At 59.2% G+C, this 13,505-nt stretch carries 12 protein-coding genes; 8 read left to right on the top strand and 4 right to left on the bottom strand.

What is annotated here, in order from left to right; genetic code table 11:
• Nucleotides 1–122 precede the first annotated feature (122 nt).
• Nucleotides 123–1,196 (bottom strand): GDP-mannose 4,6-dehydratase, encoded by a 1,074-nt coding sequence (gene gmd / locus WEB61_RS04050; protein ID WP_368063042.1) that lies wholly within the window; start codon nt 1,194–1,196, stop codon nt 123–125.
• Between the two features lie 242 nt (nt 1,197–1,438).
• On the opposite strand from gmd, the gene galU reads away from it, so the two are divergent.
• From galU to WEB61_RS04080, 6 genes are all read left to right on the top strand, one after another.
• Entirely contained in the window at nt 1,439–2,320 is an 882-nt protein-coding gene (galU, locus tag WEB61_RS04055; RefSeq protein WP_368063043.1) for a UTP--glucose-1-phosphate uridylyltransferase GalU, read from the top strand.
• A gap of 55 nt (nt 2,321–2,375) precedes the next feature.
• Nucleotides 2,376–2,945, top strand: coding sequence for a dTDP-4-dehydrorhamnose 3,5-epimerase (gene rfbC / locus WEB61_RS04060; RefSeq protein WP_368063044.1), 570 nt, complete (start codon nt 2,376–2,378; stop codon nt 2,943–2,945).
• Nucleotides 2,946–2,990: 45 nt separating this feature from the next.
• Nucleotides 2,991–4,055 (top strand): dTDP-glucose 4,6-dehydratase, encoded by a 1,065-nt coding sequence (rfbB, locus tag WEB61_RS04065; protein ID WP_368063045.1) that lies wholly within the window; start codon nt 2,991–2,993, stop codon nt 4,053–4,055.
• Nucleotides 4,052–4,987, top strand: coding sequence for a dTDP-4-dehydrorhamnose reductase (gene rfbD / locus WEB61_RS04070; RefSeq protein ID WP_368063046.1), 936 nt, complete (start codon nt 4,052–4,054; stop codon nt 4,985–4,987). The genes rfbB and rfbD overlap by 4 nt, the downstream gene beginning before the upstream one ends.
• The gene (rfbA, locus tag WEB61_RS04075; protein ID WP_368063047.1) at nt 4,984–5,853 is read left to right on the top strand and encodes a glucose-1-phosphate thymidylyltransferase RfbA; all 870 of its coding nucleotides are present in this window, start codon (nt 4,984–4,986) and stop codon (nt 5,851–5,853) included. The genes rfbD and rfbA overlap by 4 nt, the downstream gene beginning before the upstream one ends.
• Before the next feature lie 122 nt (nt 5,854–5,975).
• On the top strand, nt 5,976–7,313 hold the full coding sequence (locus WEB61_RS04080; protein ID WP_368063048.1) for a UDP-glucose/GDP-mannose dehydrogenase family protein: 1,338 nt from the start codon (nt 5,976–5,978) through the stop codon (nt 7,311–7,313).
• Nucleotides 7,314–7,331: 18 nt separating this feature from the next.
• Here WEB61_RS04080 and WEB61_RS04085 read toward each other — a convergent pair whose 3' ends face one another.
• The 3 genes from WEB61_RS04085 to WEB61_RS04095 all read right to left on the bottom strand — a co-directional run bounded on the left by WEB61_RS04085 (nt 7,332) and on the right by WEB61_RS04095 (nt 10,864).
• Nucleotides 7,332–8,399: an acyltransferase family protein gene (locus WEB61_RS04085; protein WP_368063049.1), complete on the bottom strand. Its 1,068-nt coding sequence runs from the start codon at nt 8,397–8,399 to the stop codon at nt 7,332–7,334.
• Nucleotides 8,400–8,575: 176 nt separating this feature from the next.
• A complete protein-coding gene (locus WEB61_RS04090; RefSeq protein WP_368063050.1) occupies nt 8,576–9,796 on the bottom strand; it encodes an exopolysaccharide biosynthesis polyprenyl glycosylphosphotransferase in 1,221 nt (406 codons plus the stop codon).
• Between the two features lie 390 nt (nt 9,797–10,186).
• Nucleotides 10,187–10,864, bottom strand: a complete 678-nt coding sequence (locus WEB61_RS04095; protein WP_368063051.1) for a methyltransferase domain-containing protein — start codon at nt 10,862–10,864, stop codon at nt 10,187–10,189.
• Between the two features lie 215 nt (nt 10,865–11,079).
• Here WEB61_RS04095 and wecB point away from each other — a divergent pair, with 215 nt between their 5' ends.
• Together wecB and wecC are read left to right on the top strand one after the other, a co-directional pair.
• Complete coding sequence (gene wecB / locus WEB61_RS04100; RefSeq protein ID WP_368063055.1) at nt 11,080–12,159, top strand: non-hydrolyzing UDP-N-acetylglucosamine 2-epimerase; 1,080 nt, start codon at nt 11,080–11,082, stop codon at nt 12,157–12,159.
• On the top strand, nt 12,152–13,444 hold the full coding sequence (gene wecC, locus WEB61_RS04105; RefSeq protein ID WP_368063052.1) for a UDP-N-acetyl-D-mannosamine dehydrogenase: 1,293 nt from the start codon (nt 12,152–12,154) through the stop codon (nt 13,442–13,444). The genes wecB and wecC overlap by 8 nt, the downstream gene beginning before the upstream one ends.
• Nucleotides 13,445–13,505: the final 61 nt, after the last annotated feature.

Here is a 13,505-nt window from a genome sequence, read left to right on the forward strand (position 1 = left end):
TGCATGTCTGGACCGCCCCTCAAACACGAAAAGGCAGATGCGCAAAAGGCTAATGCATCGGCGAGCGATTTTCCATGATCGCTCTGTGACACTGGTTAACGGTCACGCAGCCGGCGCTTTCGTCACACCCTTACGCCGCCACTGACCGCAAGGCTGTCGGCGGCACGGCGCATATCGGCCTCCACCATTTCGACGACGAGTTCGGCAAAGCTCGTCTTGTGAACCCAACCGAGCTCGTCGCGCGCCTTGCTGGCATTGCCGACAAGGGCGTTGACCTCGGCCGGGCGGTAGAATTTCGGATCGACTTCAATGAGAGTTCGTCCAGTTTTCCGGTCGATACCTTTTTCCTCGATGCCCGAACCATCCCATTCGAGTGGACGCCCGACCATCTCGAAGGCGAGCTGGACGAAATCGCGCACCGAATGCTCCTCGCCGGTCGCCAGGACATAGTCGCCAGCGCGTTCCTTCTGCAGCATCAGCCACATGCCCTCGACATAATCGCGCGCATGGCCCCAGTCGCGGCGCGAATTGATGTTGCCGAGATGGAGCTTGTCCTGCAGCCCATGATGGATGGCGGCGGCCGCACGCGTGATCTTGCGGCTGACGAAGGTTTCGCCGCGATTGGGGCCCTCGTGATTGAAGAGAATGCCATTCGAGGCATGGAAACCATAGGCATCGCGATAGTTGACGACGGTCTGGAAGGCGAAATGTTTCGAGATCGCATAAGGACTGCGCGGCCGGAAAGGTGTCGTCTCGCTTTGCGGTGTTTCCTGAACATTGCCGAAAAGCTCGGACGTCGACGCCTGATAGAATCTGACGGTCTCGCCCATGTCGAGAAGACGGATTGCTTCGAGAAGCCGAAGCACACCGGTCGCGTTGACGTCGGCGGTGTATTCGGGTTTGTCGAAACTGACCTTGACGTGGCTTTGGGCGGCAAGGTTGTAGACCTCGTCGGGTTTCACTTCCTTCAGCACCCGGAACAGGCTCGAGCCGTCGGTCATGTCGCCGAAATGCATCTTGAGCGCGGAATTGGCGCCCCGCTCTTCGCCGTAAAGATGATGAATCCGGTCGGTATTGAAGGAGGAGGAGCGGCGCATCAGCCCGTGCACCTCGTAACCCTTGTCGACCAGCAGATCGGCCAGATAGCTGCCGTCCTGGCCCGTAATGCCCGTAATTAGCGCGACCCGTTTGGTCATACCCGACTTTCTCCCGCAATTGCCGTCCGACGCCGGCCAACGAGGAAATGTCCGGCGACATGCGCCTTCCGTCTCCTGGCCGTAACGGCCTCTAGATACATGGATTTTGCCGGGACGGGAACAGTGCGCCGGCGTCGCTCTTGCCGATGACGACGGGGCATGCCAGAACAGAACCGAGATTTTCGAAATAGGTACTGATATTAAGTACTTAGAAGACAACCCCCCGCCGGAATTGCTGCCTCATGCCCCATAAGCCTCGAAAAGCCGTCTTCCCGGTCGCCGGTCTCGGCACTCGCTTCCTGCCCGCCACCAAGGCGATCCCGAAGGAAATGCTGACCGTCGTCGACAAACCGGTAATCCAGTACGCGGTCGAGGAAGCCATCGAAGCCGGGATCGAACATTTTGTCTTCGTGACGGGGCGGGGCAAGGGAGCGATAGAGGACCATTTCGATCTTGCCTATGAGCTTGAAGCAACATTGAGGGCCCGCGGCAAGACCGCTGAAATCGCACGGCTGGACGCGAGCCGGCCAGCGGCCGGCGCGGCAAGTTTCGTCCGCCAGCAGGAACCGCTGGGCCTCGGCCACGCCGTCTGGTGCGCACGCGATATTGTCGGCGACGAGCCTTTTGCGCTGGCGCTTCCTGACATGCTGATCCAGGCACCCCGCGGATGCTTCGCCCAGATGATGGAGGTCTACGGGCGTCACGGCGGCAATGTGATCGCGGTGGAGGAAGTGCCGCATGAACAGGTCAATCGCTACGGTGTTGTCGCACTGGCCGAAGACCTCGGCAATGAGACGCATCGCATCGCCGGAATGGTCGAGAAGCCGAAAATCGCGGATGCGCCTTCGAACCTGATCGTCTCCGGGCGCTATATTCTGCAGCCCGAGATTTTCGAAAAGCTTGCCACTCAGAAGCCGGGAGCCGGCGGCGAAATCCAGCTCACCGACGCGATGATCGCACTGATGGCCGAACAGGACTTTTTCTCGTATCGCTTCGAGGGCACGACTTACGATTGCGGCGACAAGATCGGTTTTCTGGCCGCCAATGTGGCGTTTGCGCTGGCACGCGACGACATTGAACCGAAATTCCGCCTGATCCTCGAAAAGCTGACGGGGCCCCGATAAACCGCACGCATCCGTTTCCGTTCCCGCGGCTGAAATCCCGAGATCGAAATCGCCCATGGTCGAAATAGAAGAAACCGCTATCCCCGGCGTTCGTATCGTCAAGCCGCGTCGCTTCGGCGACGCGCGGGGCTATTTCTCCGAGACCTTCAACCGCCGGGCACTGGCGGAAATCGGGATCGACATCGATTTCGTGCAGGACAATGAGTCATTCTCCGCCGCATCCGGCACCGTTCGCGCTCTGCATTTCCAGGCACCCGGTTTCGCTCAGACGAAGCTGGTGCGCGTTCTTAGCGGGGCAATCCTTGATGTTGCGGTCGATATCAGGCGGGGCTCACCGACTTATGCGCGTCACGTCGCCGTGACGCTCAGTACCGACAACGGACAGCAACTCCTGGTGCCGAAGGGCTTTGCCCACGGATTCTGTACGCTTGCGCCTGATACCCGTGTTTTTTACAAAGTGGATGCGTATTATTCGCAAGCTCACGATGCGGGCATAGTATGGGATGATCCAGACCTCGCGGTCGATTGGCCGGTTACGCCGGACAAGGTTACGCTCTCCGACAAGGACGCAGCCCTGCCGCGCCTCGCGAATCTGACCAATCCTTTCACCTATGGCGCCATCTGAGTGCTGTATAATACGCCGGGTGCGAAAGAGGGGGAGAGTCGTTCGATGCGTATCATGGTGACAGGCGGCGCCGGTTTCATCGGCTCAGCCGTAATCAGGATGCTGATCGGCGAAACGGACCACGAGGTCCTGAACCTCGATTGCCTGACCTATGCCGGCAATCTCGATTCGCTCACCAGCGTCTCGGAAAACAGCCGCTATCGTTTCTCGCGCACCGACATTCGCGATCTGCCAGCGTTGCGCCGCGCCGTTAAGGATTTCGGGCCCGACATCGTGATGCACTTGGCGGCCGAAACACATGTCGACCGCTCGATCGACGGGCCGGCTGCCTTCATCGAAACCAACATCGTCGGCACGGCAAACCTGCTCGAGGTCGCGCGGGCCCATTGGGAAAGCCTTGAAGGCGAGACGAAGGCGCGCTTCCGCTTTCATCACATCTCAACCGACGAGGTCTTCGGATCCTTGGGCGAGACCGGCGCCTTCACGGAAGAAACACCCTACGCGCCAAACTCACCCTATTCGGCCTCGAAGGCGGGTTCGGATCATCTGGTGCGCGCTTGGCGCGAGACCTATGGTCTGCCGACCGTCGCCAGCAACTGCTCGAACAATTACGGCCCCTACCAGTTTCCCGAAAAGCTGATCCCGCTGGTCGTGCTGAATGCGCTGGAGGGCAAGCCACTGCCAGTCTATGGCACGGGCCTGCAGGTGCGCGACTGGCTTCATGTCGACGATCACGCACGTGCGCTGATCACCATCGCGACGAGAGGCGCGGTCGGCGAGGCCTACAATGTCGGCGGCAATGCCGAGCGTACCAACATCGATGTCGTGCGCTCAATCTGCCGCCTGCTCGACGAATTGCAGCCCGGGGCAGCGCATTGTCCGCATGAAAAGCTGATCGCCTTCGTCGCGGACCGGCCGGGCCACGACGCACGCTATGCGATCGACGCCTCGAAGATCGCCCGCGAACTCGGCTGGCAGCCACGGGAAAATTTCGACAGCGGCTTGCGCAAGACCGTCGAATGGTATCTCGACAACCGCGACTGGTGGGAGCGCGTACGCTCAGGATCGTATCGCGGCGAACGGCTCGGCCTGATAGACGCGGACACATGATTGCGCCACCTTCGAAACGCGTGCTGGTGACCGGCGCCGGCGGCCAGGTCGGCACCGAACTGACGGTCGAGGCCGCCCGCATGGGTTTCTCGGTCGCAGCCCTCCCGCATACCGACCTCGATATCGCGGACGAAAATGCCATCGCCGAAGCGGTGACCGCGCTGAAACCCGATGTCGTGATCAACGCAGCCGCCTATACCGCCGTCGACAAGGCTGAAAGCGAACCGGAGCGGGCCCACGCAATCAACGCCCGCGCGCCGGGTTTCCTCGGCGTTGCCTGCGACCGCGCGGGCATTCCGCTACTTCATATTTCAACTGACTATGTTTTCGACGGAAATACGGGGAGGCCTTGGCGCGAGGACGACCCGGTTGCGCCGCTCGGCGTTTATGGAGCGAGCAAAGCGGAAGGTGAGGACGCGTTGCGCCGCGCTACCGCAAATCATGTCATCCTGCGAACGGCCTGGGTCTTCAGCCCCCATGGACATAATTTCGTCAGGACAATGCTACGCCTGTCGAGCGAACGCGACGAGCTTTCCGTGGTTGACGATCAGCTCGGGTGCCCAACCTCAGCAACCGATGTCGCGCGGGTTTTGCTGAAACTGACCTCCACGATCCTCGACGACAAGACGGCAGGCGGCGAGCAACCACGAGGCACCTTCCATTTCTGCAATGCCGGGACGACGAGTTGGTATGGCTTCGCCCGTGCGATCATGGCGGGCGCCGAAATGCGCGGTGCGCCCTCCGCCGCAGTCCAGCCGATCCCGACCAGTGCCTATCCGACACCTGCGCACCGCCCGGCCAATTCGGCGCTCGACTGCGCGAAGCTCAAGAGCGTTTTCGGCATCGAGCCCCGACCTTGGGAAGAAGCGCTTGATGGGGTGCTCGACCGGCTGTTGACGGCGACAAGCGAGCGAAAGGCCGAAGCGACATGAAAGGCATCATCCTGGCGGGCGGCAGCGGAACCCGGCTCTATCCGGTAACCAAGGCCGTGTCGAAGCAATTGTTGCCGATATACGACAAGCCGATGGTCTACTACCCGCTGACGACGCTGATGCTGGCCGGCATCCGGGACATCATGGTCATCACGACACCGCAGGATGCAGGCGCTTTCGCACATCTGCTGGAAGACGGCAGCCAGTGGGGCATTTCGATTTCCTATGCGGTGCAACCGAAACCGGAAGGTCTCGCGCAAGCCTTCATCATCGGCCGCGATTTTGTGGGCGGCGGTCGCTGCGCGCTGGTGCTTGGCGACAATATTTTCTACGGCAACGGATTGTCGGCAATTCTGCAGCGCGCCGCCCGACCCGGCAGGGGCGCAACCGTCTTCGGCTACTGGGTCCGCGACCCGGAGCGCTACGGCGTCGTCGAATTCGACGATGAGGGCAACGCGATCTCGATCGAGGAAAAGCCTCAAAAGCCGAAATCGAACCATGCGGTGACTGGTCTGTATTTCTACGACTCGCATGTCTGCGACATGGCGGCTGAGGTCCGACCCTCGGCACGAGGCGAACTCGAGATCACGACGCTGAACGAGATGTATCTGAAGCGCGGCGAGCTGACCGTGGAACTGCTGGGCCGGGGCTTCACTTGGCTTGATACCGGCACACATCAGTCGCTGCTGCAAGCCGCCCAATTTGTCGAAACGATTGAGGAACGTCAGAACCTGAAAATCGGAAGCCCGGATGAAGTCGCCTTTCGCATGGGTTATATCGATGCCGAACACCTGCTGGCGATCGCGCGCAGCGTCGGCAAGAGCAGCTATGGCGACTATCTGCGGGCGCTTGTGAAAGCGCGCTGACTGTGGAAATAAGACCTGTCGCCGCTTGGGACGAGTCCCCATCCTGCCCGAATTCCGCCATATCGATGCCCGGTTTCTTCGCTACCTCGCCTCGCCCATAGACAGACAGTCAGGAGAAAACGATGAAAGTGGCAATGATCGGCACCGGCTATGTGGGCCTGGTTTCGGGCGCCTGCTTTGCCGATCTCGGACACAACGTCGTTTGCGTCGAGATCAACCCGGACAAGATAGCGCAACTCCGTTGCGGGAAAATCCCGATCTACGAACCGGGCCTTGAGGACATCGTCGCACGCAACGTCGAGGCCGGGCGTCTCTCCTTCACGGCAGACGCCGCCGCGGCCGTTCCCGGATGCGACGCGGTGTTCATCTGTGTCGGAACGCCGCCGCGTGAGGACGGCGACGCCGATCTTTCCTGGGTCTATGAGGCGGCGCGCGGCACGGCGGCGCACCTCGACGGCTACACCGTCATCGTCGACAAGTCGACCGTGCCGGTCGGCACCGGCGACGAAGTCGAGGCGATCATCCGCGAAGCCAATCCGGATGCAGATTTTGACGTTGCCTCAAATCCTGAATTCCTGCGTGAGGGAAACGCGATCGATGATTTCATGCGCCCGGACCGCATCGTTATCGGCGCCAACACAGCGCGTGCCCGCGATGTAATGCAGGCGCTCTACCGGCCGCTGATGATGAGCCAGACGCCGATCGTCTACACGAGCCGCGCGACGGCCGAGCTGACCAAGTATGCCGCCAACGCATTTCTGGCCATGAAGGTTACGTTCATCAACGAAATCGCCGATATCTGCGAGCGCGTCGGCGCTGATGTTCAGGACGTGTCGCGCGGTATCGGACTCGACAGCCGTATCGGTTCGAAGTTTCTGCAGGCAGGCGCGGGGTTCGGCGGTTCCTGCTTCCCGAAGGACACGCTGGCACTGACCGGAACGGCACGAAAAGTGGGACGGCCGACACAGATCGTCGAAGCGGTGATGGCGGCCAACAGCGAACGAAAACGTCGCATGGCCGAAAAGGTTGTTGCGGCTTGCGGCGGCGATATCGCAGGCAAAACGGTCGGCGTGCTGGGCGTCACCTTCAAGCCCAACACCGACGACATGCGCGACGCCCCGAGCCTTGACATCCTGCCCCTGCTGCAGCAGGCAGGGGCACGCATTTGTGCCTACGATCCGGAAGGCATGGGTGAGGCGCGAAAACATCTGAAGGACATCGAATGGGTCGAAGAGGCATACGGCGTGATGCCAGGAGCCGACGCACTGCTCATTCTGACCGAGTGGAACGAGTTCCGTGTTCTCGACTTCGACCGCATACGACGCGAACTGAAAGCACCACTGATTATCGACCTGCGCAACATCTATACTCCGGCGGAAATGGCACGGGCGGGGTTCGAATATCACTCAGTGGGGCGCGAAACGGTGGTGCCTTCCCGTGTGCAACGCCAAAGCGAATGACAAAACCTATGCTTAAAACTAGCGTACATGGACCGTAGAACGAGCGAGATATCTGTCACGCAAGAACTGCGTAATCGGTCTCTCAAACGCAACATGGAGAGCGCATCCCGCAGCCACACCAACGCCAATGAAAATCAAATGGGCAACACCGAACTGAACAAGCGCTTCGGGAAGCAAAGGCGCAAGAGCGCGCTGTGCAACTGAAATTGCCGGAACATGTATCAAATAGATCGCATAGCTCGCGCCCCCGAGAAAAACCAGCCAGCGCGGTACGCTCAGCACATTGCCGCAAGCAGCCAACGAAAAAACCAGAAGCCCGAGAGAAATGCCGAATACCAAAACCCAGACCGTGGCTCCGACCGAGACATAATCAAGCGTATCGCTACGTCCAGCACCTAGAATTGTTGACGCGACGACCACGATAGTCACAACACCAAAAGCGACAAGCAGAGAGAGCCGCGGTGACGGCAAGGTGACCTTTTTATATGCCCAAGCCGCCGTGAGCCCTATCGCGAACTGCAGCTGAAAGGTGCTCAGTATCATTGCCGTCAGTCCGGAAAAACCTCGATCGAGCAGAAGAAGTCCGAACTGACCAAAACAACCGACAAGCCAAATCAAAGCGATAGTAATTCCCGCGCTTCTGGAAGCGATAAGCACTGCAAACATCGCATAAAAGAGGATTTCATGGCGAAGCGTCCAGACAACTAAGGGCTCGGGACGTTCAAGGCTAGGCAGAAGGAATAACGATGTGATAACAACTTCGCTACTCGGAGAAAGGGTTCCGGAGAAATGTTTCAATACAATCCATGAACCGGCCACAAGCCAGAGTATCGGGAAAATTCTTATCGCGCGTTTCAGCGCGTAACTCCTGAGTCGACTGGGCTTGCCCACGTCACCACCATGAACGTGGCCGATGATAAAACCCGAAAGAACAAAGAAGAAATCGACGCCGCGATCGCCCCAGACAAAAAAGTTCGTCATATGCGCGTCGCCAAATACGAATCCCACCCCCGCATTAGCATGAAAGAAAACAACCGAAAGCGCAGCAATCGCGCGACCCGCTTCAATCGTCTCAAGCTTCTTCATATGGGACCTGAGAAACTTTCGCCGAAAACCCTATAGTCGATCGGGCGCGTCCGTTGAAAACCGGCTTTGACGGAATACTCGGGAAACCAGCTCTACCTGATTGAAACAAAACCAAAGATAGAATCCTGTGAATGGCCGGCGCGCCGATACAAGTTGCGCGCAGAGCCTATTTCTCTCTATCGCGCATTACTTCCGACAAGACCAAAAAAAGGCGTCATCGCCAGAATCTTGATGTCGAACCAGAGAGACCAATTCTCGATATAGTAAAGATCATGATCGATGCGCGCCTTCATCTTCGCTGGCGTCTCCGTCTCGCCACGAAAACCCTTCACCTGCGCCCAACCGGTCATGCCCGGTTTCACTCTATGCCGGTTGGCATACCGCTCGAGCAGCGTCGAATAGTGATCATTGTGCGAGAGCGCGTGCGGTCGTGGCCCGACCAGGGACATGTCGCCCTGCAGCACATTGATCAATTGCGGCAGTTCGTCGAGGCTGGTTCGGCGTAAAAATCGACCGACCCGTGTAATACGTGGATCGTCGCGTTTTGCTTGGAGAATTACCGGTCCGTCCTCGGTCACACTCATGGTTCGGAATTTATAGACGTGAAATATCTGATGATTGAATCCGTGCCTGCGCTGACGAAAGAAGACCGGCCCTCTACTGTCGAGCTTGATCGCCAGCGCCACAAGCAGCATGAATGGTGCAAACAGGATCAGGGCTACAAGGCCAATCGCCCGGTCCTCGATCGCCTTGAGGATCGGGCCCCAATCGTCGAGCGGGTTTTCACGCGCATATGCGATGAGGTCCGCAAGCCCGCCAGCAACGGCAACGCGCGTCGCGGCGTCGCTTTCCGGATCGTCGAAGATTCCGCGGATTTGGAGCTGGGCGCCGTCGCCGGCTGCCTTTTCAGTTAGACGCGCCGCAATGGCGCCGCTGCCGTAGACAAGCACCCGTCGCGCAAAAAGGCCTTTCGCCGTCCACCGGCGCAGCACCCTGCCAAGCACCAGATGGAAGACGACCAGCGTGAGCGCGGACAATGAAATCCAGGAGATGAACCAGCCGCGCGAATAGGCTTCGCCGATTTTGAGGAGGTAGCCGGCGGTCACGACCGCCAGCGCGGTCAGAACGAGGCCGGCAAGAAGCCGCCGCGTCTGTCCGCGCGGTCGGGCAAGCGTTTCGAAGACATAGAGCCCCTGAAAATGGAAAGCGAGAACCGCAACGACGCCGCCGACGCCGCCGACGGCGGCATAGGGGATGATGTCCTGATCCGATTGGAGCACGGCACCGATATAGAACCACTTGGCGATGATCGCTGCGACAAAGACGATAAGCGCGTCGACGGCCGTGACGGCATCTCCGATCACCCGCTTGGAGATCGGCCGGTTGTCGGGGGGCACAACGGGTCTTTCCGCCGGCGCGTGGTCGGCGGGGCATGTTGCGCCAGCGACGGATACGGCCGCCTCCGGCGCCGCAAACATCACACCGTCTTCGAGTTGCCTTCCGGCACTCCGCATGCAACTTCCCCCAAATCCCCAGTCATCTATGTCGTATCAGCGCAACCGCATCCCGGCCGGCCGTTCGAAACAAACGGCATAATGCGCCATTATCGGTCGATTGTCCCAATGGCTTGTTGCCGCAGGGGCCACTCCCGGGAAAAGTCTAGCGCTGCCACCAGCCCAAGGCAAAAAGCGCGCCGTATCCTGCGGGCTGCGCATCCGTTCGACAGGAAATGGCCGCCGGAACATTACGCAGGTTTAGAAGGTTAACGTGGCATGCCAGGATCTGGCTCAAGCCCCACCATAACGAACGGCCAACAGCGACTTGGTAAACCCCAGAAAACGTTCCCGGCGAATATCCGCATCGGGAAACAATGCCCTGAGCTGCTTCACGTCGAGAAGTTGCGAGCTTTGAAGCGCCGTCATGGCTTCGTCAAACGTTTCGCGCCGACGCCCGCCATAGCCGAGGCCAAGCCTCATCAGCAAGCGGGCACGCACCTGCTCCGGCAGCCAATGGAAGAACGGCGCACGGAAATGCGGCTCGACCGGAAACCAGAAATAGGGGACCTGCAGGTAAAAGGAAGGCGCAAGCCGTCGCACCTCCCCCGCCATCGCCCGCATCTCCGGCCAGCGTCCAACATGTTCGATGGTCGAATTGGAATGAACGAAATCGAAGGAGTTGTCTGCGAACGGCAAACCGGTGGCGTCTCCCTTCATCGAGGTAAAGCGCGGATTCGCGGCCTCCGTCTCGATGAGGTTAACCAGCGTGACCTCGCAATTGAGCGCCTCGATATCTTCGAGATGGGGCCGCCAGTAGAGCTCCGTTCCGCCAATGTCGAGAATCCTGACCGGCGACGATCGCCGGCTGATCTCGCCCAGCATGTCCCGAACCAGGGCGAACCTGCGCCGCCGTAACCGGCTGCCGAGCGACTTCTCGTTTGCGTAATAGTCGTCGCCGAAGCTGAGCATCGCGTCCGGTACCCCGATTTGAAGGTCAACACGGCCCACGGAGCAGGCCACCGTTCTATACCAACTGCATTTTCCGAGTCTTCACGTCATCATTTTGATCGGACATATGCGATATTGTAAATCAAGTGTACCTTGTCCAGCATTGTTCAGGTTTGGGGGGCTGATTTAAATTGACGCTTCGTCTACTAATCGTTTTCGGCACACGGCCAGAGGCGTTGAAGTGCTTTCCCGTCGCTCAACGCGCTCTTGGCGACACCCGCATACACCTCGAAGTATGCTTAACGGCCCAGCATCGCGATATGCTCGATCGGGTAGTCGATCTGACCGGCATACCTGTCAATTATGATCTCAACGTGATGCAGAGCGGCCAGACACTCTTCGATACAACGGCAAAAATATTACTACAGATGGAAGCGGTTCTGGAGCAGGCAAAACCAGATTACGTACTGGTCCAGGGCGACACAACAACCGCTATGACGGCTGCATTGGCGGCTTTCTACAAACGTATCCCGGTCGGCCACATTGAGGCTGGCCTGCGCAGCGGCGACATTTATTCTCCCTGGCCGGAGGAACTGAACCGCAGGATCATCAGCGATATTGCGGCTCTCCACTTTGCACCTACCCCGGAGGCCCGAGAGAATCTGCTGGCCGAAAGAAAACGGTCGAGCTCGGTGATCGTTACCGGCAACACCTCCATTGATACGCTCGTTCACTTCAGCCGGATGATCGACGAAAACCCCGAGCAGGCGCATCGCCTTGCAGTCTCCTTTCCATTTCTCGATCCCCGAAAGCGGCTTATCCTCGTGACCGGGCATCGCCGGGAGAACTTCGATGGAGGCATGGAGCGGGTATGCGAGGCGTTGACACACCTTGCCCGCCGCGACGACGTACAGATTGTCTACCCCGTACATCCAAACCCCAATGTTCGTGGACCGGTTTTTGCCGCGCTCGGCGAGGTGTCCAATATTCATCTGCTGGAGCCGCAGGACTATCTCCCATTTCTCTATCTTCTGAAAAAATCTCACATTGTTCTCACGGATTCTGGTGGCGTTCAGGAAGAAGCACCGGCTCTCGGCAAACCCGTTTTGGTGATGCGTGAAAAAACGGAACGTCCGGAAGGTGTTGCTGCCGGGACTGCTCGTCTCGTCGGCACGGACATTGACAGGATAGTTTCCGAAGCGTCACTGCTCTTGGACAGCCACGACGCCTACCGGAAAATGAGTTTGCAACACAGCCCCTATGGCGACGGCGATGCAAGCCGGAGAATCATTGAGGAACTGCTACGTCATGCGTGAATGGAACACGGTATCGGTCATCGGCATGGGGTACATAGGGCTTCCCACATGCGCCTTGCTCGCAAGCCGCGGCATCTCCGTTATTGGCGTCGACACAAACAAGAATGTCGTCGATAGCGTCAATCGCGGCGAGGTGCATATTGTCGAGCCTGATCTCGACGGGCTTGTGCAGAAGGTTGTTTCCAACGGCAAGGTACGTGCCACGACCGAGTCGGAGCCGGCTGACGCGTTCATCATTGCGGTCCCGACACCGATGACCGACGATCATAAACCCGATATCCGTTACGTTCTCGATGCGGCACGCGGCATCGCACCTCATCTGAGGAAGGGAAATCTCGTCATCCTGGAATCGACGTCGCCCGTCGGAACAACACGGCAAGTGTCGGCGCTGCTCGGGGAATTGCGCCCCGATCTGACCTTCCCCCACGCTGCCGGCGATGACGCCGATGTTTTCATAGCCTACAGCCCGGAACGCGTGCTTCCCGGCAGGGTTTTGACGGAACTCGTGCAGAACGATCGCAGCGTCGGCGGTCTTTCGCCGCGTTCGTCCGAACTGGGCGCTTCGCTCTATGCTGGTTTCGTGCGCGGCGCCATCATCCGGACGACCGCCGAAACCGCCGAACTCGTTAAGCTTTCGGAGAATGCCTTCCGGGACGTCAACATCGCTTTCGCAAACGAGCTCGCAGCCGTTTGCGAAAGGCTGGATATCAACGTCTGGTCGGTGATCGATCTGGCCAATCGACACCCGCGCGTATCGATCCTGCAGCCGGGACCCGGCGTTGGCGGCCACTGCATCGCGGTGGATCCATATTTCATTATCTCGGCAGCACCCGACGAAACGCCCTTGATGCAGGCCGCGCGGCACGTCAACAGCGAACGTCCCCATCGGGTCGTGGCAGCAGTCGCCGAGCTTGCGGCCGGCATTGAGCGCCCGGTCATCGCCTGTCTCGGCCTCGCCTTCAAGGCTGACATCGACGACCTGCGCGAGAGCCCGGCTGTCGAAATCGTCGAACTTCTTGCAAGAAAGAAGATCGGACGCATCATCGCCTCGGAACCGAATATCGATGCTCTGCCGGATGCCATTGCCCGGCTGGGCGTTGAATTTCGCGACCCCCTTTCGGCAATCGATGCCGCCAACATTGTGGTCCTCCTTGTCGATCACCGCCAGTTTGCCATGATCGACGCCGCGGCACTTGAAACACGAAAGCTGCTCGATACTCGTGGCCTCTGGACTTGGCGCCTGAGGCGGCGCGCAGACAACCAGATGGACCAGCTGGTACGATGACCGGCGCGCGTCGTCCTCATGCATGGAGGGATCATCCGCTGATAGCGGCGCGGCGGGTCAT

This window comes from Parvibaculum sp., from assembly GCF_040882025.1.
Classification (GTDB): Bacteria; Pseudomonadota; Alphaproteobacteria; order Parvibaculales; family Parvibaculaceae; genus Parvibaculum.